Raw genomic sequence first — 21,617 nt, forward strand, 5'->3', positions numbered from 1 at the left:
GACGTATGAGTGATTCCCGCACAGGCGATTCCCACCTGACCGATGCCCCGACCGCTGACGCTCAGACCAGTGGATCTCGGACCAGTGACGCCCAGATGGCCGATGACATTCCGCCGGCGCCCCCACGGCCCAAGCAGCGCCGCTTCGGCGGCACCGCCGCGCAGATCCAGGGCGCGCTGAAGCTCTACAAGGTCTTCGCCTTCATCACCGGCATCATGCTGCTGATCCTGGTCGCCAAGATGATCATGGACTACGGCTTCGGCTACGAGCTCTACGCCGGCGGCACCACCGCCGACGGCGCGGAGAACTCGCTGGGCTTTCACCCGAAGGACTCGGTGATCGACGGCACCGGCATCTCGTACTGGATCGCGGTGATCCACGGCTGGATCTACGTCATCTACATCATCGCCGGGTTCCGACTCTGGTACCTGATGACCTGGAAGGTCGGCCGGCTGGTCACCATCGTTCTCGGCGGCGTCGTGCCCTTCTTGAGCTTCGTGGTGGAGCGCAAGATCGCCCGCGAGGTCAGGACGGACGTGGAGTCCAACCCCGAGGCCGTGCGGCGTTACTGAGCTGAGCCTCGGGCAGCGCTAGCCGATGCTGGCGCAGACCGTGCGTGGCTGCGGCGGGCCCAGAAGAGCACCGGAATCAGCAGCAGTGCGAGCAGCCCGCCGCCGAGGGAGAGCTGCTCGAAGCTCGTCGCTGACATCACCATCCCGGACATGGCCCCGCCACCGGCTCCGGCGAGCGCGATCAGCACATCGATGCCGCCCTGGGTGCGCGGACGGTTCTCCGGGACCGTCGCGTCCACGACCAGCGCGGTGCCGGCGATGAGCCCCACGTTCCAGCCCACCCCGAGCAGGATCAGCGCCAGGATCAGCAGCCCCAGGGAATCCCCCGGAGCGACGGCGCCCACCAGGCCCGCGCCGAGCAGAATCACCGCGGCGACGACGCTCATCGGGATCCGACCGAACCGGTCCACCAGCACCCCGGTGACCAGCGAGGGCAGCCACATCGCGCCCACATGCAGGCCGATCACCAGCCCCACCGAGCCCAGACCGTGGCCGTGGGCGAGCATGTGGATCGGGGTCATGGTCATGATCGCGACCATCGCGATCTGGGTCAGCACCATGACCGTGGCCCCGATATAGGCACCGGTCTCAGGTCGGGGAGCGGGCGGGGGAGCGGACCCGGCCTCCTCGATGCCTGGGGCCTGCTCAGCAGTCGCGGCCTCGGCCGCCTCGAGCTCAGCGAGCTCTCGCGCGAGCAGGAACGGGTCCGGGCGCAGGAAGGCGAAGAGGATCGCGCCTGCCGCGAGGTAGGCCGCCGCCGCGAGCAGGAAGGGGCCCGCCAGCGGAGGGATTCCGAGGCGCGTCGCGAGGTCCCCGAGCGGTTCCACCAGATTGGGTCCGGCCACCGCCCCGAGGGTCGTGGAGACCATGGCGATGCTGATCGCGGTGGCCCGGCGTGACTCTGGCGCGAGGTCGGTACCGGCGTAGCGGGCCTGCAGATTCGTCGCGGTCCCGGCGCCGTAGATGAACAGGGCCAGGAAGAGCAGCGGGATCTGATCTGCGGTCGCCGCGGCCACGACTCCGAGCGCTCCGAGTCCGCCGGCGCTGAAACCGATTCCCAGCCCGACTCGGCGGCCCCAGCGCTGACTCAGCCGCCCCACGGTGAACGCCGCCAGCGCTGATCCCACCGTGAACAGTGCGATCGGCAGTCCCGCCAGGCTCGCCGAGCCGAGCATCTCCTGAGCCAGCAGCGCTCCCACGGTGACGCCCGCGGCCAGTCCGGCACCGCCCAGGAGCTGGCTGAAGACGACGACGGTGAGCGTGCGCCGCTGCACCTGTGCCCGCTGTGGAAGCATCCCCGGTGCCTTGCCTACTCCGCGGTGAAGAAGGACTTGAGCACGGCGGTGAAGACCTCGGGCTTCTCGGCGTGGACCCAGTGGCCCGCATCCTTGATCGTCGTGAGGCTCACGCGTGGGAACAGCTGCCTCATGGCGGCGGCGAACTCATCCTGCACGTAGTCGGACTCAGCTCCTGCGATCCACAGGACGGGGCCCTCGAACTGTTCATCGGTGAACTCCGGGAACCCCCCGATCTCGGGCAGGGATTCATGGAGCAGGTCCAGATTCACCCGCCAGCGGAAGGAGTCGCCGTCGCGCACCAGGCTCTGCAGCAGGAAGCCGCGGACCATCCGCTCTGGGATCGGCTCCTGCAGCATCTGGTCAGCCTCGCCGCGGGAGGAGAGGTCCGCCAGGTCCAGTCGGCTCAGAGTGCCGATGAGGTGGTCGAACTCGCCCATCGACTCCCGGGCGACCGGCGAGATGTCGACGACGGCGAGGCGGCTGATCAGCTCAGGGTGCCGCAGGGCCAGCACCATCGCGACCTTGCCGCCCATCGAGTGGCCCACCAGGTGCACCGGGCCGTCGCTGGCCACGGTGCTGCGAAGCTGATCTGCGACCAGATCGGCCTGCTCGAGGTAGTCGAAGCGCTCAGTCCACTCTGAACCGCCGTGGTTGGGCAGGTCGATCAGGATCGAGCGCAGCTCGGGGGAGAGAGCCTTCGCGATCTGTGTGAAGTTCTTCCCCTGTCCGAACAGTCCGTGCAGGAACACGACGGTCTCGCCGGACTGACCCACCTGCTGGGCGTTGAGCGGGGGTGATTCGGCAGTCACGGTGAGTCTCTCCTGTTCGGCGGTGCGCATCTGGTCGAGTTCATCCTACGGCGGGCCCTCATCCCGTCCTCCATGACGCCGGCTGTGAGCAGGACCTCCGGGGCGGGTCGGTCGGCAGGGCGTGCAGTCGCCTAGGATGGAGCGGTGACTTCTCAGCCTGATTCCGCAGACTCTGCCGTCCCCGCCGTGGAGCGATCGAACTCCGAGGCCCAGACCGTTCTGGTGGTGGACTACGGCGCGCAGTACGCCCAGCTCATCGCCCGCCGGGTGCGCGAGGCCCGCGTCTACTCCGAGGTCGTCCCGCACACCCTCGCCGCATCCGAGATCATCTCGCGCAACCCCTCTGCGGTGATCCTCTCCGGAGGACCCTCCTCGGTCTACGCCGAGGGCGCTCCCGGGGTCGAGTCCGAGCTCTTCGAGGCCGGCATCCCGGTGATGGGCATCTGCTACGGCTTCCAGGCCATGGCGCACAGCCTCGGCGGCGAGGTCGCCCGCACCGGCGACCGCGAATATGGCAAGACCGAGGTGCGCAGCGTCAACGCTCCGCACTCGCTGCTCACCGGCACCGATGCGGTCCAGTCCACCTGGATGTCGCACAGCGACGCCGTGCAGAAGGCCCCCGAGGGCTTCCAGGTGCTGGCCTCCTCCGAAGGCGCCCCGGTCGCGGCCTTCGCCGATGAAGAGCGCAAGCTCTACGGCGTGCAGTGGCACCCCGAGGTGCGCCACTCGCCCCAGGGCCAGCAGGTCATCGAGAACTTCCTCTACAACGGGGCCGGGCTGACGCCGGAGTGGACCACCGGCAACATCGTCGAGGAGCAGGTCGCCGCGATCCGCGCTCAGGTCGGAGATTCCCGCGTGATCTGCGGCCTCTCCGGCGGCGTGGACTCCGCAGTGGCCGCCGCCCTCGTGCAGAAAGCCATCGGGGACCAGCTCACCTGCGTGTTCGTCGACCACGGGCTGCTGCGCGAAGGCGAGGCCGAGCAGGTCGAACGCGATTTCGTCGCCGCCACCGGTGCGAAGCTCTACGTGGCTGACGAGCGCGAACGCTTCCTCGCCGCGCTCGAAGGTGTCACCGATCCCGAGACCAAGCGCAAGATCATCGGGCGCGAGTTCATCCGCGCCTTCGAGGACGCGGAGAAGGCCGTGCTCGCCGAGGCTGCCGCCGACGGCGCCAAGGTCGAGTTCCTGGTCCAGGGCACCCTGTACCCCGACGTCGTGGAATCCGGCGGTGGCGAGGGTGCGGCGAACATCAAGTCCCACCACAACGTCGGCGGTCTGCCCGAGGACATGATCTTCAAGCTGGTCGAACCGCTGCGCGCGCTGTTCAAGGACGAGGTCCGCGCGGTCGGCGCCGAGCTGGGCCTGCCCGCGGAGATCGTCCAGCGCCAGCCGTTCCCTGGCCCCGGCCTGGGCATCCGGATCATCGGCTCGGTCTCCGAGGACCGGCTGCGGATCCTGCGCAAGGCCGACGCGATCGCCCGCGAAGAGCTCACCGCCTCCGGGCTGGACCAGGAGGTCTGGCAGATGCCGGTCGTGCTGCTCGCCGATGTCCGGTCCGTCGGCGTGCAGGGCGACGGTCGCACCTACGGGCACCCGATCGTGCTCCGCCCGGTCTCCTCCGAGGACGCGATGACTGCGGACTGGTCACGGCTGCCCTATGAGCTGCTCGCCAAGATCTCCAACCGGATCACCAACGAGGTCGAAGAGGTCAACCGGGTCACCCTGGACGTCACCTCCAAGCCGCCAGGCACCATCGAATGGGAGTGAGTCGGAAGACGCATGCTCGACTCCACCACCGCTGAGGCGATCACCACCGTCATCGCGGGGCTGCTGCTGATCGTCGGTGCGCTCGGCGTGGTGCTGCCGATCCTGCCGGGCTCGCTGCTGATCATCGGCACCCTGATCGTCTGGGCGGTGCTGATCGGCGGCCCGGTCGCGTGGACGGCGGCGATCCTCGGCACCGTCCTGGCCGTGATCGGCTGGGGCAGCTCCACGATCCTGACCGGCCGGTCGCTGCACCGGCAGCAGATCCCGCGCGGCCCGATCATGGTCGCCATCGTGGCGGCGCTCGTCGGGCTGATCGCCTTCCCGCCGCTGGGACTCTTCATCGGCTTCGCCGTGGGCCTCTTCGGCGCGGAGTTCGTGCGTCGTGAGCGCGACTGGCGCGCCGCGGGGACCGCGAGCCTGTATGCGCTGCGCGCCGTCGGGCTCGGGATCCTGCTCGAATTTCTGCTGGCCGGACTCGCGATCTCGGCGTTCCTGATCGGATCGTTGATCTACTTCGTCTTTTGACCCGGGCTGGCCAGCGGTTTCAAGGTCAGGCTGAAACCTATTGCAGGATGTGCCTCCGGGCTCATTAGACTTCAACGCATGTAATTATCGGCGATCCTCGTCATTCCTGAGGGAGACGGGGGCGCGGGAGCGGGCGTGTGCCCCTCCCGTTGGGGATTGTGGAAGGTCGTCTGTGAGCAAAGAACCAGCCGTGCAGGAGTGGGACAGGTCGTCCAAGGACGAGCCCGCAGCACCTGCAGTGCAGCAGCACCCGCACACCCGCGACGACGACGCCGCCCGCGCCGCCTCGGGGTCGGCCGGGTCCGCGGAGTCCCCGGTGACCGCGGACCTCGCGAGCTCGGCAGAGTCGGCGGCGACCCCGGATGTTTCTGACCCTGCGGACTCTGCCGGGTCTCCAGGTTCGCCGGGCTCCCCGGCCTCGCCCGGCTCCCCGGCCTCGCCCGGGTCCCCGGCGTCACCTGGATCGCCCGCCTCCCCGGGATCTGCCGACTCGGCGCCGTCTCCAGACTCCGCATCCCCAGACTCCGCATCCCCAGATGCTGCGCACTCCGACTTTGGATATTCGGACCTTGGATCCGCCGGCGCCGAATCTTCCCGTGCCGAATCCTTCCGTGCCGACGGGCGAGACCCGGTGAACGGCTGGCTGGAGGCAGTGGGCTCAAGCGCCGAGAACGACACGATGCTGCGCTTCTCCCCGAGCCGGCACAACGCCATCGACCTCACCGATGCCAACTCCTCGGGCATGATGCAGCTCTTGGCGGGCCGCAAGACCCGACTCTCCACGCTGCTCCATGATCAGAACGCGTTCACCATCGGCAAGCAGGCCGCCCAGGGCATCCGGGCCAAGACCCGGGAGATGTCCGAGGAGCGCGGGGTCGACGTCGGCTTCCTCGCCGCCGGCGTGGTCAGCTGGACCGAGGACGCCGGAGAGGGCGCCTCCGGGGAGCAGCTCACCGAGGACTTCACCGCCCCGGTCATGCTGGTGCCGATCACGCTGCGTCCCCGTGAGGACGGCAGCGGCGACTTCGAGATCCAGTTCAGCGCACCCGCCCGGCTCAACCCTGCCCTGATCCGACACCTGGCCACTCGGCACGGCACCCGGCTGGACCCGGTGGAGTTCCACAACACCGGCTATGTGACCGCTCGCTTCGACCCGAACCGACCAGTCGACACGCTCGCCCGAATCGCCGGCAATGTCGAGACCCTGCACTCGGTGCAGGTGTCGCGCCAGCTCTACGTCTCCACCTTCGCTGACCTGACCTTCCTGGGCGACCCCATGGGGCTGGACCTCGATCACCCCGTCATCCACGCGATGGCCACCGGTGAGCCCCTGAGCCAGACCCGGGCCGACCGTGCGCTGCAGGAGCTGGCGTCGGTGGACCAGCGTGACCCCCGCGAAGAGCGCCTGGTGGCTGATGCGGACCCGCATCAGCAGGCAGCCCTGGACGCGATCCTCGCCGGGCAGTCCGCGGTCATCTCCGCCCCCGCCGGCACCGGCCAGACCCAGACCGCGATCAACGCCGCAGCCGGACTCGCCTGGCAGGGCCGACGGGTGTTGGTCCTCGCCGAGCGGACCGCCACCCTCCAGCAGTTCAAGCACCGGCTCACCGAGGTCCACCTGGGCACTCTGGCGGGCAACATCTCCGCCGCCGCGACCTCTGATGACATCCGCGACCAGCTCATCCGCGCGATCCGCCGCAATGAGCGGGCTGAGCCGCCGCGCCTGGGCACCCTGCATTCGAAGCTGAAGGAGTCCCGCCACCAGCTGGTGGACCACGTGAAGTCGCTGCACAACGTGCGCCGTCGCTGGGACTGCTCGCCCTACCAGGCCATGCAGGCGCTTGCCGCGCTGACCAGCCTGAGCCCGGCGCCGTCGACCTCTGTCCGGCTCAAGCGTTCGGTGCTGGACAACACCGTGGACCGCAGCCAGATCACCGTGAAGCTCAAGCGCGCCGCCGAGCTGGGGGCGTTCTCCGCCGAGACCCGCAACAGCCCCTGGTTCAACGCCCGACTCTCCAACCGTCAGGAGACCCGGGACGCGATGGCCCTGGTCATCCAGCTGCGTGAGGATCTGCCGCAGCTGCAGCAGATGATGGTCTCAGCCTGCCAGGCTGCCGAGATCACCCCGGGCGCGACGTTCAGCGAGTGGAACAGCCAGGTGCTGCTCTTCCAGCGGGTGCAGGAATCGCTGGGCAGGTTCAGCCACGACATCTACGCCCGCGCGGTGGATGACCTTATCGCTGCCACCGCCCCCGGATGGTGGCGCCGACAGAACAATGTGGAGATGACCTCCGTGGCCCGCTCACGGCTGCGCCGGGTCGCCAAGGAGTACGTACGTCCGGGTGCGGCCATCGGGGATCTGCACTCCTCGCTGATCGATGTGCAGTCCGAACGTGAGGAATGGAACCAGTGGTCCACCGCAGGTTCCGCGCCGAAGGTCCCGCACCAGCTGGACCGGCTCTGTGACACCTTCGGCCAGGTCCAGGCTCGGCTGCAGCGCCTCGACGAGGTCCTCGAGACCGGACCGCTGACCGAGATCCCGATCGAGCAGCTGCTCGAGACCGTGGAGACCCTCGCGGCGGATGAGAAGCCCCTGGAGTCGCTCCCGGAGCGCACGCTGCTCGGTGAGCAGCTGCGCGAGCAGGGCTTCCGCGACCTCATCGAGGACTTCTCCGAGCGTGAGATCAGCGCCAACGTCGTCGCCGATGAGCTGGAGCTCGCCTGGTGGCAGTCCGCCCTGGAGGCCATGATCTCCGGGGACGACTACCTGGCGATGACCACCGGGGAGAACCTGCGCAGCGTCGAGCAGACCTTCCGAGATTCCGACGCAGCGCACATCGAGTCCAGCGCGCAGCGGCTGGGCCACGCCCTGTCCGTGCGCTGGAAGTCCGCCGTGGAGGCCCACCCGCAGGCGGCCGCGAGCCTGCGCGCCCTGCTGCGCGACTCCACCCCCACCATCGAGGCCCTGGAGGCCATCAACCCCAAGGTGACGCAGCCGCTGGTCCCGATCTGGACCACCTCCCCGCTGGGGCTCGGCGAGCAGTTCCCGAACGACTTCCGCGCCGACGTCGTCATCCTGCTCGACGCCGAATCCCTGGCCGTGCCCACGGCGCTGAACGCGGTGTCCCGCGCCGCACAGGTGGTCGCCTTCGGTGACCCCCGGGCCGGCTCACCCACCCCCTTCCACGTGTCCGCCGATCCGGTGGCCCGAGAGGCCGAGCAGCACCGCCCGGCCTCGATCTACGCCGAGCTCGCCGCGGTGCTGCCGCAGTATGCGCTGTGCCAGGTGCACCGTGGGGTCGATCAGGAGCTCACCGGGCTGCTCTCCTCGGCGCTCTACGATGGCGAGCTCACCCGGCTTCCCGATGCCGCGCAGCTGACCGGCCAGGACCGACGCTTCACGGTGGAACTGGTGGCCGGCGGACAGGCCGGATATCGCGACGCGGTGGAATCACCCACCGGTGAGGTCAACCGGGTCGTGGACATGGTCTTCGAGCATGTGCGCTCCCGCCGCGGGCACTCCCTCGCCGTGATCACCGGTTCAGCCTGGCACGCCCGCAGGCTTGCGGACGCGATCCGGCTGAACCTGGCCAACCATGGCTGGGCCAAGCCGTTCTTCACCGAAGGCGCCCACGGCGAAGGTTTCGTGGTGGCCCCCGTCGAGCGCGCGGCCGGTCTGGTCCGCGATGACGTGATCTTCAGCCTGGGCTTCGGGCGTTCGGTGAAGGGGGAGGCGGCGACTCGCTTCGGGGAGCTCTCTGAGGGCCGCGGTCGCGAGCACTTTGCGGTCGCGCTGACCAGGGCGCGCGAGCACCTGCGGGTCGTGACCTCACTCTCCTATGCCGATATGCACCGTCCCTCCCTGACCGGGGGTGCCCAGGAGTTGTATGACTTGATCCGACTGGGCCTGGAAGGCTCGGACAACCCCACGGCCTCGGCGCAGCTGACCGACCCGCTGGTGCTGGACCTGGTGGACCGGATCCGCGCCCGCGGCGGACGGGTGGAGGACGGGTTCCGCGGAACCCTGGACCTCGCCGCGTGCTCGCGCAGGTTCACCCCGGACCAGCCCATGGTTCCGGTGGCGATGGTCTCCGACGGTTCCAAGAGCTACGGCGCAATGTCGGTGCGCGAACGGTCCCGGCAGCGCCCCGCCGCGTTCGAGGTGCTGGGCTGGAGCTATATGGCGCTCTGGACCATCGAGGTGTTCTCCAACCCGGTGCGCTGCACCGAGGTGGTCGCCGAACAGGTCGGTCTCGCCTCGGGGCCGGAGTTCGCCGAGGCGGGCCGGATCACCGTGCACACCGCGGGGGAGGCGCCACGCAGCCGTCAGGCCCGCGAGCAGGACACCCGCGGTGAGGGCATCCGCTTCGGCGGCGCGGCGGACCTCGAGGATGAGGACTCACACCGCAAGTCCAAGAAGTGGCTGCCGCCGCGGGAGCGCGGGGCATGGAAGCAGTAGGCTCCGGGACCGGGTTCACCGGGGCTGGCGGCGGCGACGATGCCGGGGCCGGGCGTGCCGGGCGGCGCGGACGACGACGCGTGGTCGCCCCACCCACCTCGGGTCAGTCTCACGAGGTGGAGTCTGACTTCACCGATCCGTTCCGCGCCGATGCCTTCCCGTCTGAGGACGCCAAGGGCCGCCCCGGCTCCGGCTCCGGTGCCGGGACGTCGGCCCCGGATCCTGCCGGGGCTCCGGGGAAGGCCGGCGCGGACCAGCCTGTGCAGGCGCGGGACTCCGCGGAAAGTGCGCCCCCGGCGCCGCTGACCGCGCACGAGCAGTGGATCTTGAGTCAGCGCCCGCCGCACTGGGGCTGATCCGCGCGACCCTTCGGGAGCGCCTGACTTTTCCCCAGGCGGTCGTAGAGACGCGGGTCGCGCGCGTCCTCCACAGTGCGAGGATGAAACGCGTTCCGAGCGAGATTCTGGTGGACGCTGGTGGGCATGCAGAGCATCAGCCCCGATCGGCGCCCTCGCAGCGGCGACTCGGCCCATCGTCGACTACCCACGTCGGTTTCCGACGCGGCTCCCCGGCCGGTGCGCACCCCGCCGCCCGCCCGGGAACCGACGGAGCCGTTCATTCCGCAGCGTCCCCGCCGGGCCAGGAGACCTGGACCACGGACCCTGTTGCCGGTGCGGCAGCCGAAGTCGATGCAGCCGGTACGGCTGCCGCCACCCCCGTCATCCCCGCCGGTACAGGAACGGCGGTCACGTCGGTCACCGCCGTCAGTCCAGTCAGCCCCGTCGCTGCAGCTCCCGCCCTCGCGGCATCCGCCGGTGAAGTCCCCGCCGCAGCCGTCCAGGCCGCCGCGGATCCGTCGTCGACTCCGCGGCTCCGGGCTGCCCCGACTGATCCAGCGGTTCCGGATACCCCTGGCGCTGGTGCTGGGACTGGGCGCAGCCGGGGCGGCGGTCCTCACGGGCGCTGAGGGACAGGTGGAGACGACCGCGGCGCTGCGGGTCAGTTCCGATGTCGGGGCCGGTGAGCGGCTCAGCGCCACCGTGATCGAGGAGGTCCAGGTCGACGTGGCGGCGGTTCCTCGCGACTACGCCGCACGACCGGAGGAGGTGCTGGGCCGACAGGTCGCGGTCCCCCTGCCCGCGGGAGCGCTGATCCACCCGGATCAGCTGGTGGGTCCCGGCCTGCTCGCGGGGCAGGACCCTGGCACGGTCGCGGTGCCGGTGCGTCCGGCCGATCCGGCGATGGTCGGCATGCTCACGCCCGGTCAGCGGGTGGATGTGCTGGCCTCCAGCGACACGCTCGAGCGGGGCTCCTCGTCAGCCCTGGTCGCGACCGCCGTGCCGGTGCTGTGGAGCCCGCAGGATGATTCGGAGAACTGGCTGCCCAGCGGATCTGAGGCGGGCGGCGTCGTGATTCTCGCCGTGGACCCTGCCACGGCGGAGGCGATCGCCCAGGCGACTCAGGAGGGGAGGCTGCACCTGAGCCTGCGCGGTGCGGGGGAGCCGCCGTCTACCAGAGAATCGGAGGGTCAGACCGCGGAGGAGTCAGCTGGAGGAGCTCGATGAGCCGGAGGAGGCGGCGCTGGAGGATCCCGCGGAGGAGGCCGCCTTGGTGGTGCTGGAACCTGACCCGGAGGAATCGGAGGAGCTGCTGGAGGCGGAGGATGACCCCTCGGAGTTGGAGCTCTTCGAGGAGTCCGTGCCCGAGCTGGCCGCCGCGCGGGAGTCGGTCCGGTAGAAGCCGGAGCCCTTGAACGAGACTCCGACCGAGCCGAACTTCTTGCGCAGTGTGCCCTGGCACTCGGGGCACACGGTCAGCGAGTCCTCGCTGAACTTCTGCACGATGTCGAAGGCATGGCTGCAGTCTTTGCAGGCATAGGCGTAGGTGGGCATCAAGTTCCTCAGAGGTGAATGACGGTGGACGGTCGCGCGCAGTCGGGCAGACTGCGGCGACGCTGCCCAACGATTATAGAGCCCTCAGCGTGGTGGCTCCGAGTTCGGTCACGATGACATGCACCCGCAGGTCATGGGACTCCACTGGGAACGTTCCGGGGCTCACCACCTCGGCGGCGTGCACCACAGCGATGAAGCGCACCGCACCTCGCGGGAGGGGGCTTCGGGTCGAGGACTCCACACGGGTCGAGGTCCCACGGTCGGGTGCGGCTCCGAAAGCCGTGTCGTAGAAGCCTCCGCCCTGGCCCATGCGCGCACCGTGATGGTCCACCGCCAGTCCGGGAACCAGGACGGTGAGCCCCTCGGGGTGGAGCTCGCGCAGCGCGGTCGTGCTCAGCCGATCCCCCCGGGGCTCCTGGATGGCCGCGAACGCGCTGCGCTGCAGCTGCGCCTCGGCAGTCCAGCGCACCCATTCGAGGACTCGACTCTGCGGGCTGGCGATCACCGGGACATACACGGCACCGCCGTCGGCGACATGGTCGAGGAGGAATGGGCGCACATCCGGCTCGCCGGGCATCGGCATATATCCGGCCACTGCGGAGCCGGTCGGCACCACCGATGGCAGGACCCGTGCCAGGGCCTGTCCGCGGGCCGCGAGCTGCTCGGCGGTCAACGTCCGTCGGGCAGCCCGGAGGCGGGATCGAGCGGCGGCCTTCGCCGCGTCGACCGAGGCCCGGCCTGCGACAGGGGCGGCGGCAGGTGCGGTCGCAGGTGCGGTCGCGGGTGCGGTGTCGGGCGAGACGCCAGGTGCGACGTCGGGCGCGCGCTCCCGGGGTGGCTCGGGCGTCGTCTCGGGCTCCGGTCGGGGCATCGGCTCAGCGTCGCTGCTCGGACTGGACGAGGTTGGCGCGCAGGGCCTCTGCGGCGTCCGCAAGGCTGGGCGAGAAGGTGAACTGGGCGCTGAGGCGCAGCAGCGCAGCCCGTTCGTAGGCGTCCAGCGCGTGGGCGGGGACCCCGTTGCGGTATGCGGTGTCGTTGATCAGCCGGTCGACCACCGCGCGACGGGGGGCGTCCCACAGACCGCGCAGCTCGTTCCATTTGGCCCCGGCCCGCAGTCCGCCCAGGTCCAGCGCGGGGTGTGCCCACCCGGCGCTGGACACCTTCACGAGCCCCGGACCGAGTTCGGCGGAGTAGAGCAGATCGTCGTCCCGGAGCTGCCGGTGGGCGGGCACCATCCGGCGCTCGGGAACGGATGCCAGAGCCTCGCAGGCGGCCGTGACGCTCGCCTGGAACAGCTCCGCCCCGACGATGTAGGGCCGGGTCAGCGCTTCCCACCGCTGCAGCCGACGGATCTCCGTGGCGGCCCCGTGGACGGGCGTGCTGGCCGGGAGCTCGCCGGGATGCTGGATGGCGGTGGACCAGGCGTCCAGGGACTGGTCCCAGGCGGTCTCCCAGGCTTCAACGCCGATCCGGTGCGGTCTGTGCAGGGAGACGCCGGCCAAGGCCTGGAAGGTGGCGGTGGAGTCGTCCTGGCTGATCAGGTGGGGGAGCCGGAAGGGCCCGGAAAAGGCCTGGGCCCGTCGCATGCCGGCGAGCAGCTCAGCCGCCCCGCCGTCCGGCAGCACCACCGTGTAGGTCTCCCGTGTTCCGTCGCGATGCCGGACCACGGCGCGCAGGCCTGGTTCATGGGCGATCACCAGTCCGTCGCGGGCGGCGCGCTCCAGGGCAGGCAGCTGGGGATCGGTGTTGGGCGGGAACAGCTCGAGCTGCTCGCTGGGTCGAGCTGTGCCGGCGTGCTGCTGGATCCGGAAGTGGCCGGCCCGGCGGGCGCGCCGGGGTGCAGGAGCATCGGCGGGCGCTGCGGGTGAGCGCCCCGTCTCCGCCGGAGAGGGCCCTGCGCCGTCGACGTCATCGACCCCGTCCGCGGTCGTGACCTCCACCGCCAGCACCTCGGATTCTCCCGGAACCGGCCAGACACGTTCCACCGACCAGCGGGTTCCCTCGGCCGAGAGGATGCGTGAAGGCAGTGATGCGGCGGGATGAAGCATGCTCGAGATGTTCCTTTCGACCTGTTCGGCTGCCTCCAGCTTAGGCCCGGACACCCGCAGAGATCCGCTGGCAACGGTGGGTGGGCGCAGATTCAGAGCCAGGAATCGATCCAGATCCGCATCCGCCACTGCTCATAGGGGATCAGCTCCGCGGTCCAGAGCGGCAGGAAGAACGCCGAGGTCGCCACGCACAGCATCACGAAGCACAGCAGGATCACGGTGTTGCGCTGGCGTGCCGCCAGGATCGTCGCCGCGCCGCGCAGCGACCCGTCGGGGCGACGATCCGCAGTGCCCAGGCGCAGCACCAGGGCGGCGACCGCGGTGAGCGCGAGGATCAGGAACGGGTGATAGCTGATTGTGTAGAAGAAGAAGGTGGTCCGGTCGGGGAAGAGCAGCCAGACCAGATGTCCTGCGGCCACGCCGGAGAGGATCGCGCCGTAGCGCCAATCCCGGCGTCCGAGCCAGAGCAGCGTCACCAGCACCAGCGCGATCAGGCCTGCCCACCAGATCAGCGGGTTCGCCAGGTCCAACACCGCTGAGGAGCAGGTCTCGGCGGCGCAGAGCTCACCGGTCTGTTCATAGACCTCTCCGGCCGAGACGGAGTCGTAGTGCATCGAGACGGGGCGTCCCATGAACGGCCAGGTCCAGGGTGAGGAGGCGTAGTCGTGTGCGCTGTCGAGTCCCTGATGGAAGTCTGCGGCCGAGGCGTGATAGTTCGCCAGTGACCGGATCGGGTCCGGGATCAACCGGGCCAGCCCCTCGGCGGGGTGCCCCAGGTGCCACTGCCGGCCCCAGCCGCCCTGCGAGCTCAGCCAGCCGGTCCAACTCGCGAGGTAGGTGGCGGCCGCGAGGGGAAGCACCGTAGCCACCGCCGGGAGCGCATCCCGGAGCAGCCCGGATCGGGCCCAGCGTGCGACGCCCGCCAGGCGCCGGGCCTGCAGGTCCCAGAGGATGACCATGACGCCGAAGACGGGGATGAACGCCAGGGCAGAGAGTTTGACCGCCACCGCCGCGCCCAGCAGCACCCCGGCGAGCAGTCGCCAGGGACGGAGGACCAGCCACGGGCCGGCCCGCCGATCGTCGGACGCGCGGCTGACCGCCCAGGCGGCGAGCCGCCGTCGTCCGCTGTATCGGTCGGCCAGCAGCGCTCCGAAGGCTCCCAGGAGGAAGAGCATCATGAAGATGTCCAACAGCGCCACCCGGCTCATCACCAGGTGATGGCCGTCGATCGCGGTGAGCATCCCGGCGAAGGCGCCGAGGAAGACCGAGCGGAACATCCGCTGCGCGATCAGCATGACCAGCAGCACCGCGAGGGTTCCCGCGACCGCGGCCGAGATCCGCCAGCCGAACGCGCTGTCCTGGCCGAAGACCCGCAGCCCCAGCGCGATCAGCCACTTGCCCAGCGGCGGGTGCACCACGTAGGAGCCGTCGTCCTCGGGCTGCGGATCACCGGCGAGCCAGGCGTCGTCGGCGTCCTCCGGCCAGGCCAGCTCGTAGCCGGTGAGCAGCAGCGCGTAGGCGTCTTTGGCGTAGTAGGTCTCGTCGAACATCAGCAGGTGCGGGGTCGCGAGGTCGCGGACCCGCAGGATCGCGGCGAAGAGCGTGATCAGTGCGGGCAGGATCCAGCCCCAGATCCCGGGGCGGTACGGCTCGGCGTGGAGCCGGCGCTGCATCCGGGAGAGCCGCTCGGTATGGCCCCCGACCAGGGCGCCGGCCACCCCGGCGGGGGCCGGGAGGCGGCGGGCAGGCTCGGTGGGGTTCACTGTGGGTATGCTACTTGGCGCAAGCCGGTCACCTATCAGAAGCGGGCGTGTCATGGAGTCAGGCGAGGCAGACCGATCCGAGAGCACCCTGGAGCCAGCAGATTCCCATCTCTGGGACACCCCGATCGTGCTCGCCGCGACCCCGATCGGGAATCTCGGTGACGCGACCGACCGGCTCAAACGGCTGCTCGGCAGTGCGGAGGTCATCGCCGCCGAGGACACGCGCACCGCGCGCCATCTGGCCCGGGCGCTTCAGATCACCTTCCACGCCCGATTGGTCAGCCTGCACGAGCACAACGAGGCGTCCCGCTCCGAGGAGCTCGTCGAACAGGCCCGGCAGGGCACCCGGGTCCTGGTCGTCTCCGACGCCGGCATGCCCTCGGTCTCGGACCCCGGGTTCCGTCTTGTCGAGACCGCCATCGCCGCAGGTGTGGGGGTCACCGTGGCCCCCGGCGCCTCAGCGGTGACCACCGCGCTGGCGCTCTCCGGGCTGCCCACCGACCGGTTCACCTTCGCCGGGTTCGTCCCGCGCAAGGCCGGAGAGCGCAAGAAGCTGCTCGACCGGCTCGACACTGAGGAATGGACCACGGTGCTCTTCGAATCCCCGCACCGGGTCGCCGCCACGCTGCGCGAGTTCTCCGCAGCGCTGGGGGAGCAGCGTCCCGCGGCGCTGGCCCGGGAACTCACCAAGCGCTACGAGGAGGTGCTGCGCGGAGGCCTGGGTGAGCTGGCCGCCGTGGCCGCCGAACGGCACCTGCGCGGCGAGATGGTCCTGGTGATCGGCGGCGGCTCGGCCGCCGGGGCAGGCGCTGAGCCGATGAGTCTGACACAGCTGGCCGACGTCGTTCTGCAGCGGGTCGCCGAAGGCGCCAAGCTCAAGACTGCGGCCAAGGAGATCGGTGCTGTGCACTCGGTTCCCGCCAGTGAGATCTATGACGCCGCACTGGCCCGGAGGCGCGCCGAAAAGTCTGGTTGAACAGTAGAATGGCCTGCACAGCGGAGAGGCACTCCACCGCGGGGGAATCGATGAGCAGGCGGAGCCATGACCGAGGAGTATTCGGGCAGCGAACGTGCTGCCCAGACGAGCAGCAACCAGATCCGAGAAGCCGCCACCGCGCAGGTCGCGTGGCTGGAGCCAGACACGAATGCCACTGATGGGGTCCTGGATCTCTGGATCGCTCGCCCGCACCAGCCGGTCTACGCGGTGCCCAATGGGACCGGCGGCTGGGTGGACGTCTCCATCACCAGCTTCCTGGACCAGGTCCGGGGAGTCTCCAAAGGGCTGATCGCGCTCGGGGCCGAGCCAGGGGACCGGATCGCGGTGATGGCGCCCACCAGCTACAGCTGGGCGGTGATCGATCAGGCCATCTGGTTCGCCGGCGCGATCTCAGTGCCGATCTACGAAACGAGCTCCCCGCACCAGGTCAGCGCGCTGATTCAGGACTCCGGCGCGAAGTTCGCGCTCGCGGGAAGCGTCGCGCTGCAAGACGTCCTGCGGGCAGCCGCGGTGAAGCTCAACGGCAACCGTCCCACAGTGCTGCCCATCGGAGAGGTCCGTCAGCTCGACGACCTCGCCGCCTCGGGAGAGCACATCTCGGATGAGCGGCTCGAAGCCGCCCGCTCCCACGCCAACCTCGACGACGTCGCCACGCTGGTCTACACCTCCGGCACCACCGGGCAGCCCAAGGGCGTGCGCATCACCCACCGCAACCTGGCCGAAGGGGCGGCGAACATCCTGCCCTTCGCCGACCAGATCCTCGGCGAGAACGAGTCCCGCACGCTGATCTTCCTGCCGCTGGCTCATGTGCTGGCGCGCGCCGTGCAGCTGATGTGCCTGCACCGCGGGGTGCAGGTGGCGCATTCGGCGAGCGCCGCGACGCTGCTCGAGGATCTCGGCAGCTTCCGCCCCACCTGGCTGCTCGCCGTGCCGCGAGTCTTCGAGAAGGTCTACAACGGTGCCTCCGCCAAGGCCCGCGCCGAGGGCAAGGGAAAGATCTTCGAGACCGCCAAGGAGACCGCGATCGCGTACTCCAAGGCGCTGCAGGCTGAGGCGATGGGTGAGGGCCCCGGCCCCTCGGTGCGGCTGCGAGCGCGTCGCGCGATGTTCGCCAAGCTCGTCTACTCGAAGCTCCACGCCCGCCTCGGCGGTAGCGTCCGCTACATGATCTCCGGAGCCTCCACGCTGAATCCCGAGATCGCACACTTCTTCACCGGCATCGGGCTCCCCGTTCAGGAGGGCTACGGCCTCACCGAGTCCACCGCGCCGATCACGCTGAACATCCCCGGCGCCACCCGCGTCGGCACCGTAGGCATCCCCGTGCCCGGCAACACCGTGAGGATCGCCGCGGATTCCGAGGTGCTGCTCAAGGGGCCGGTGATCTTCGCCGGCTACCACAACCAGCCCGAGTCCACCGCGGAGTCCTTCGACGCGGAGGGCTTCTTCCGCACCGGGGACCTCGGCTCCCTGGACGAGGACGGTTTCCTCACCCTGACCGGGCGCAAGAAGGACCTGATCGTGACCGCGGGCGGCAAGAACGTCTACCCGATGCCGATGGAAGAGATCATCCGGGCGCACCCACTGGTCGCGCAGGCCCTCGTGGTCGGCGACGACCGGCCCTATGTGGCGGCGCTGATCACTCTGGACGCTGACGCGGTCGCGGACTGGTGCCGGGCCAACGGGTACCGGTCGCTGTCGCTGATCGACGCCGCGAAACACCCCAAGGTCCGTCAGGAGATCGGAATCTCGGTGGAGGCCGCGAACCGCCGGGTCTCGCGCGCCGAGTCCATCCGCAAGTTCGAGCTGCTCGACGTCGAGCTCTCCGAAGAGTCCGGTCACATGACTCCGTCGCTGAAGCTGCAGCGCCACCGGGTACTGGCCGACTTCGAGGGCGTCATCGATTCGGTCTACGCGAACTAGGCAGGGTCCGCCCCGGCGGTGGCCTGTTGCGTGCGGTGTTCCCCCGAGGATGGCCCGCGCCCGGCGTCGCCCTACAGGTGGCTCGCGCCCGGCGTCGCCCTACAGGTGGCTTGCGCACGGCGTCGCCCTACAGGTGGCTTGCGCACGGCGTCGCCCCCACCATCGAGTGGGCACTTCGCGGTGGAATGGGCATGGCCGAGCGTCCCCATTCCACCGCAAAGTGCCCACTCCATGCGGCGAATCACGGGGACGCTCTCAGGACGCCCCGATACGCCCCCCAGGACGCCCCAAACGCGCGTGGACCCGCCTCAGGAGGCCCGTCGCCGCGCGAGCAGCTCTCGGACCTGCGCCACGGCGGAGGCGAACCCCTCCGCGTCGTCGACCGCGTTGAAGTGCAGCACGGTCCAACCGGCGCTGATGAAGACGTTGTCCCGGCGCTGGTCAGACCGGGCCTGCTCCGGCGTGAAGTGAGTGCCGCCGTCGTACTCCAGCGCGATCTTCCAGTCCGGGTAGCCCATATCGGCGCAGGGCGAGTGCCGCCAGTTCGGACGCGCCGGCACCTGAAGGGTGGGCTCGGGCAGCCCCGCCCGGACCAGCGCGAGTCGCAGCCGGGTCTCCGTCGCGGAGTCCGAGCCCACCCGCATCAGCGCCAGAGCTGCGAGCGCGGGTTGAAGTCCCGGCGCCCTCCCCATCTGTTCCACGATCTCCTGCAGCTCGGTCACCACCGCGAACGGCGTGGTGCGGGCCTCGAAGGAACGATAGGGGCGGCGGAGCAGATGATCGCCGACGATGACCAGCTCCTCCTCCGTGAGCAGCGTCGTCAGCTCCCACCAGGTCCGAACGCGGGAACTCAGCCAGGCCCCCTTCCAACGAACGAGCTGTTCAGGGAGGACATGCACGCGATGACTGCTGACCTCCGGGCGCCTGATCCGGCGCGTCGTGCCTGCCGCATGTGACAGATGGACCCTGGTGTCGCGCAGCAGCCGCTCCGGCAGCGGAAGCCGGTGGATCTGCGCGGCGGTGACATGGGAGATCCACACGTCGGGGAGGGTGCGCGCCAGGGTCAGCGCCTGGTGGAGGACTCGTGCTTCTCCCGGTTCAAGGAGGACGCGCTCCTGGGCGTAGATGCCCCTCGAGAGGGTGACGACGTCCCTGCGCCGCACGCGGTCACGCGACACCCCGGCGTTGGCGAGGTCCACCTGACCGAACGACGGCCCGGCGAGCTGGGAGGGAAGCTCACCGGGCCGTCGCATAGGACCATCTTGGCGAGGAGACGTGGGTTTTCCCGGTTATCCACAGGTCCTGTTCTCTCGTCACCGCCCCCGCGGCATCCTTAGGGCACTTTGCGGCGCTATCAGGGGGTCGGCACCCTCGGATTCCACCGCAAGGTGCCCAACCGGTGGGGCGCGAGGCGAGACCCGCCGCAGGGGGAGCGTATGGGCAGGCGCACCAGCGACGGCGCGCCGAGCAGGGCGGGCCGAGGACGGTGGGGCAGGGGGTGGGCGATAGAGTTGACCACCGTGAGCCAACAGCACCGAATCCCTGCAGACGCCGAATCCGGCGCCGCCGTGGTGACGGGGGAGACCCCGCCCGCCTACCGTCCGGCACAGTCCGACGACGACGCCGCGCGCCCGGCTCCGGCCGCCGCCGCTCCTGGCGCCGAGCAGGCCCCCGCGCGGGCCCACGCGGAGGAGAAGTCCGGGAAGAAGCGGCGGATGCAGTACCCGCCGGCACCGGAGCCGCTGCCGGTGCCGGTGATCGACAACCACGCCCACCTGGACTTCCGGGATGGGGAGATCACGGTCTCGGTGCAGCAGGCTCTCGACGCCGCCCAGACCGTGGGCGTGGTGGGCGCGCTGTGCGTGGGCTATGACGTGGCCTCCTCGGAGTTCTCCGTAAACGCCGCCGCGAAGCATCCTGCGCTGAAGGCTGCCGTCGCACTGCACCCCAACGACGCCCCGGTGCTCGCCGCCCAGGGTGATTATGAGACCGCCTTCGCCCGGATCACCGAGCTGGCCCGCCACGAGCAGGTCGTCGCGATCGGGGAGACCGGCCTGGACTTCTACCGCACAGGCGAGGAGGGGATCGCGGCGCAGCGGCGCAGCTTCGAGGATCACATCGCGCTCGCCGTCGAGCGTGGACTCGCCATGCAGATCCATGACCGCGAGGCCCACGCAGAAGTGGTCGAGGTGCTCAACGCCGCCCCCACCCTGCCCAGCGCCGTGGTCTTCCACTGCTTCTCCGGGGACGCTGATCTGGCCCGGCTCTGCAACGCCAACGGGTGGTACATGTCCTTCGCCGGGACGGTCACCTTCAAGAACGCCCGCGCCCTGCGCGAGGCGCTCGCGATCGCGGATCCGCAGCTGATCCTGGTCGAGACCGACACTCCCTTCCTGACCCCACATCCTTACCGTGGACAGCCCAACGCGCCGTATCTGATCCCGCAGACCATGCGACTCATGGCCGAGGTGCGCGGCACCAGCCTGGACTCGCTGTGCCAGCAGGTCATGTTCAACACCACACAGGCCTATGGGAGCTGGACATGAGCGATCAGCAGACGCCGGAAGAATCAGCGCAGCCAGATGCAGCGCAGCAGTCACCCCAGCAGTCGCCGCCGCAGCTGCTCTCCGCCGCCCATGTCCGGGCACTGGCAGACCAGCTGGGCGTGCGCCCGACCAAGCAGTGGGGGCAGAACTTCGTCATCGACCCCAATACGATCCGTCGGATCGTCAGCCTCGCCGACCTCGACGGCAGCGAGCACGTGCTGGAGGTCGGACCCGGGCTGGGCTCGCTCACCCTGGGCCTCCTGGATGAATCGGCACTGGTCAGCGCCGTGGAGATCGATCCCAAGCTGGCCGGTCGGCTCGCCGACACCGTGCAGCGGTTCCGCCCCGAACGCGCAGCCAACCTGCGCGTGATGGAGCAGGACGCGCTGAAGCTCACGCCTGAGTCCTTCACCGGCTTCGGCGACGGCGAGGGGCCGTCGGTCCTGGTCGCGAACCTGCCCTACAACGTGGCGGTCCCGGTGGTGCTGCACCTGCTCCAGATCCTGCCCTCGCTGCAGAAGGGCCTGGTCATGGTTCAGGAGGAGGTCGCGGACCGGCTCTGCGCGGGACCCGGCTCCAAGATCTACGGTGTTCCCAGTGTGAAGGCCGCCTGGGACACGAACATGCGCAAAGCAGGAGTGGTCGGCAAGCGCGTGTTCTGGCCCGAGCCGCGCATCTCCTCCGGGCTGGTCCGGTTCGACCGCCGCGCGGAGGCCTCCGCCGAGCTGAACCGGGAGGAGGTCTTCGCCGTGATCGACGCCGCCTTCGCCACTCGGCGCAAGACCCTGCGCGCCTGCCTGGCCGGGATCGCCGGCTCGCCGACCCGCGCCGAGGCGGTGCTGCGGGCCGCCGGTGTGGACCCCTCCGCCCGCGGGGAGACCCTCGACATCCACGGATTCACCGCGATCGCGGCCGCCCTGCGCGAGGTCCCGCCCGCAGCGGAGACCGTGGCCGACGACGGCGCGGCCAGCTCGGGTCCAGCTGACGCGGTCCCGCGTGTCAGTGGCGACAAGTAGGGTCG

At 70.0% G+C, this 21,617-nt stretch carries 17 protein-coding genes; 10 read left to right on the top strand and 7 right to left on the bottom strand.

Annotated features, from left to right (window positions below):
* Nucleotides 1-5: 5 nt before the first annotated feature.
* Nucleotides 6-572: a DUF3817 domain-containing protein gene (locus ACHAA4_RS11550; protein ID WP_435774322.1), complete on the top strand. Its 567-nt coding sequence runs from the start codon at nt 6-8 to the stop codon at nt 570-572.
* On the opposite strand, the gene ACHAA4_RS11555 is transcribed toward ACHAA4_RS11550, so the two are convergent.
* Complete coding sequence (locus tag ACHAA4_RS11555; protein ID WP_435774323.1) at nt 566-1,867, bottom strand: MFS transporter; 1,302 nt, start codon at nt 1,865-1,867, stop codon at nt 566-568. The genes ACHAA4_RS11550 and ACHAA4_RS11555 overlap by 7 nt on opposite strands.
* Before the next feature lie 14 nt (nt 1,868-1,881).
* A complete protein-coding gene (locus ACHAA4_RS11560; protein WP_435774324.1) occupies nt 1,882-2,709 on the bottom strand; it encodes an alpha/beta fold hydrolase in 828 nt (275 codons plus the stop codon).
* Between the two features lie 156 nt (nt 2,710-2,865).
* Between ACHAA4_RS11560 and guaA the strand changes: the two genes are divergently transcribed.
* The 5 genes from guaA (at nt 2,866) to cpaB (ending at nt 10,995) form a co-directional block, all read left to right on the top strand.
* Nucleotides 2,866-4,446 (top strand): glutamine-hydrolyzing GMP synthase, encoded by a 1,581-nt coding sequence (guaA, locus tag ACHAA4_RS11565; protein WP_435774399.1) that lies wholly within the window; start codon nt 2,866-2,868, stop codon nt 4,444-4,446.
* A 12-nt stretch (nt 4,447-4,458) separates the two neighbouring features.
* Nucleotides 4,459-4,971 carry a DUF456 domain-containing protein gene (locus ACHAA4_RS11570; RefSeq protein ID WP_435774325.1) on the top strand — a complete coding sequence of 171 codons (513 nt, stop codon included), beginning with the start codon at nt 4,459-4,461 and terminating at the stop codon, nt 4,969-4,971.
* Nucleotides 4,972-5,143: 172 nt separating this feature from the next.
* Nucleotides 5,144-9,430, top strand: coding sequence for a DUF4011 domain-containing protein (locus ACHAA4_RS11575; protein ID WP_435774326.1), 4,287 nt, complete (start codon nt 5,144-5,146; stop codon nt 9,428-9,430).
* Complete coding sequence (locus tag ACHAA4_RS11580; protein ID WP_435774327.1) at nt 9,418-9,786, top strand: hypothetical protein; 369 nt, start codon at nt 9,418-9,420, stop codon at nt 9,784-9,786. The genes ACHAA4_RS11575 and ACHAA4_RS11580 overlap by 13 nt, the downstream gene beginning before the upstream one ends.
* Before the next feature lie 459 nt (nt 9,787-10,245).
* The gene (gene cpaB / locus ACHAA4_RS11585) at nt 10,246-10,995 is read left to right on the top strand and encodes a Flp pilus assembly protein CpaB (RefSeq protein ID WP_435774328.1); all 750 of its coding nucleotides are present in this window, start codon (nt 10,246-10,248) and stop codon (nt 10,993-10,995) included.
* On the opposite strand, the gene ACHAA4_RS11590 is transcribed toward cpaB, so the two are convergent.
* The 4 genes from ACHAA4_RS11590 to ACHAA4_RS11605 all read right to left on the bottom strand — a co-directional run bounded on the left by ACHAA4_RS11590 (nt 10,975) and on the right by ACHAA4_RS11605 (nt 15,133).
* Nucleotides 10,975-11,322, bottom strand: coding sequence for an FmdB family zinc ribbon protein (locus ACHAA4_RS11590; RefSeq protein ID WP_435774329.1), 348 nt, complete (start codon nt 11,320-11,322; stop codon nt 10,975-10,977). The genes cpaB and ACHAA4_RS11590 overlap by 21 nt on opposite strands.
* 73 nt (nt 11,323-11,395) lie before the next feature.
* Nucleotides 11,396-12,193, bottom strand: coding sequence for a 5-formyltetrahydrofolate cyclo-ligase (locus ACHAA4_RS11595; protein WP_435774330.1), 798 nt, complete (start codon nt 12,191-12,193; stop codon nt 11,396-11,398).
* 4 nt (nt 12,194-12,197) lie between these two features.
* On the bottom strand, nt 12,198-13,370 hold the full coding sequence (locus ACHAA4_RS11600) for a hypothetical protein (RefSeq protein ID WP_435774331.1): 1,173 nt from the start codon (nt 13,368-13,370) through the stop codon (nt 12,198-12,200).
* 92 nt (nt 13,371-13,462) lie between these two features.
* Complete coding sequence (locus ACHAA4_RS11605) at nt 13,463-15,133, bottom strand: dolichyl-phosphate-mannose--protein mannosyltransferase (RefSeq protein WP_435774332.1); 1,671 nt, start codon at nt 15,131-15,133, stop codon at nt 13,463-13,465.
* A 52-nt stretch (nt 15,134-15,185) separates the two neighbouring features.
* On the opposite strand from ACHAA4_RS11605, the gene rsmI reads away from it, so the two are divergent.
* Entirely contained in the window at nt 15,186-16,109 is a 924-nt protein-coding gene (gene rsmI, locus ACHAA4_RS11610) for a 16S rRNA (cytidine(1402)-2'-O)-methyltransferase (RefSeq protein WP_435774333.1), read from the top strand.
* Nucleotides 16,110-16,175: 66 nt separating this feature from the next.
* Nucleotides 16,176-18,050 carry an AMP-dependent synthetase/ligase gene (locus tag ACHAA4_RS11615; protein WP_435774334.1) on the top strand — a complete coding sequence of 625 codons (1,875 nt, stop codon included), beginning with the start codon at nt 16,176-16,178 and terminating at the stop codon, nt 18,048-18,050.
* Between the two features lie 308 nt (nt 18,051-18,358).
* Here ACHAA4_RS11615 and ACHAA4_RS11620 read toward each other — a convergent pair whose 3' ends face one another.
* On the bottom strand, nt 18,359-19,303 hold the full coding sequence (locus ACHAA4_RS11620; protein ID WP_435774335.1) for an endonuclease domain-containing protein: 945 nt from the start codon (nt 19,301-19,303) through the stop codon (nt 18,359-18,361).
* Between the two features lie 318 nt (nt 19,304-19,621).
* Between ACHAA4_RS11620 and ACHAA4_RS11625 the strand changes: the two genes are divergently transcribed.
* Entirely contained in the window at nt 19,622-20,596 is a 975-nt protein-coding gene (locus ACHAA4_RS11625) for a TatD family hydrolase (protein ID WP_435774400.1), read from the top strand.
* Complete coding sequence (rsmA, locus tag ACHAA4_RS11630) at nt 20,593-21,612, top strand: 16S rRNA (adenine(1518)-N(6)/adenine(1519)-N(6))-dimethyltransferase RsmA (protein ID WP_435774336.1); 1,020 nt, start codon at nt 20,593-20,595, stop codon at nt 21,610-21,612. The genes ACHAA4_RS11625 and rsmA overlap by 4 nt, the downstream gene beginning before the upstream one ends.
* Nucleotides 21,613-21,617: the final 5 nt, after the last annotated feature.

This window comes from Nesterenkonia maliinae (assembly GCF_051262655.1).
Taxonomy (GTDB): Bacteria; Actinomycetota; Actinomycetes; order Actinomycetales; family Micrococcaceae; genus Nesterenkonia.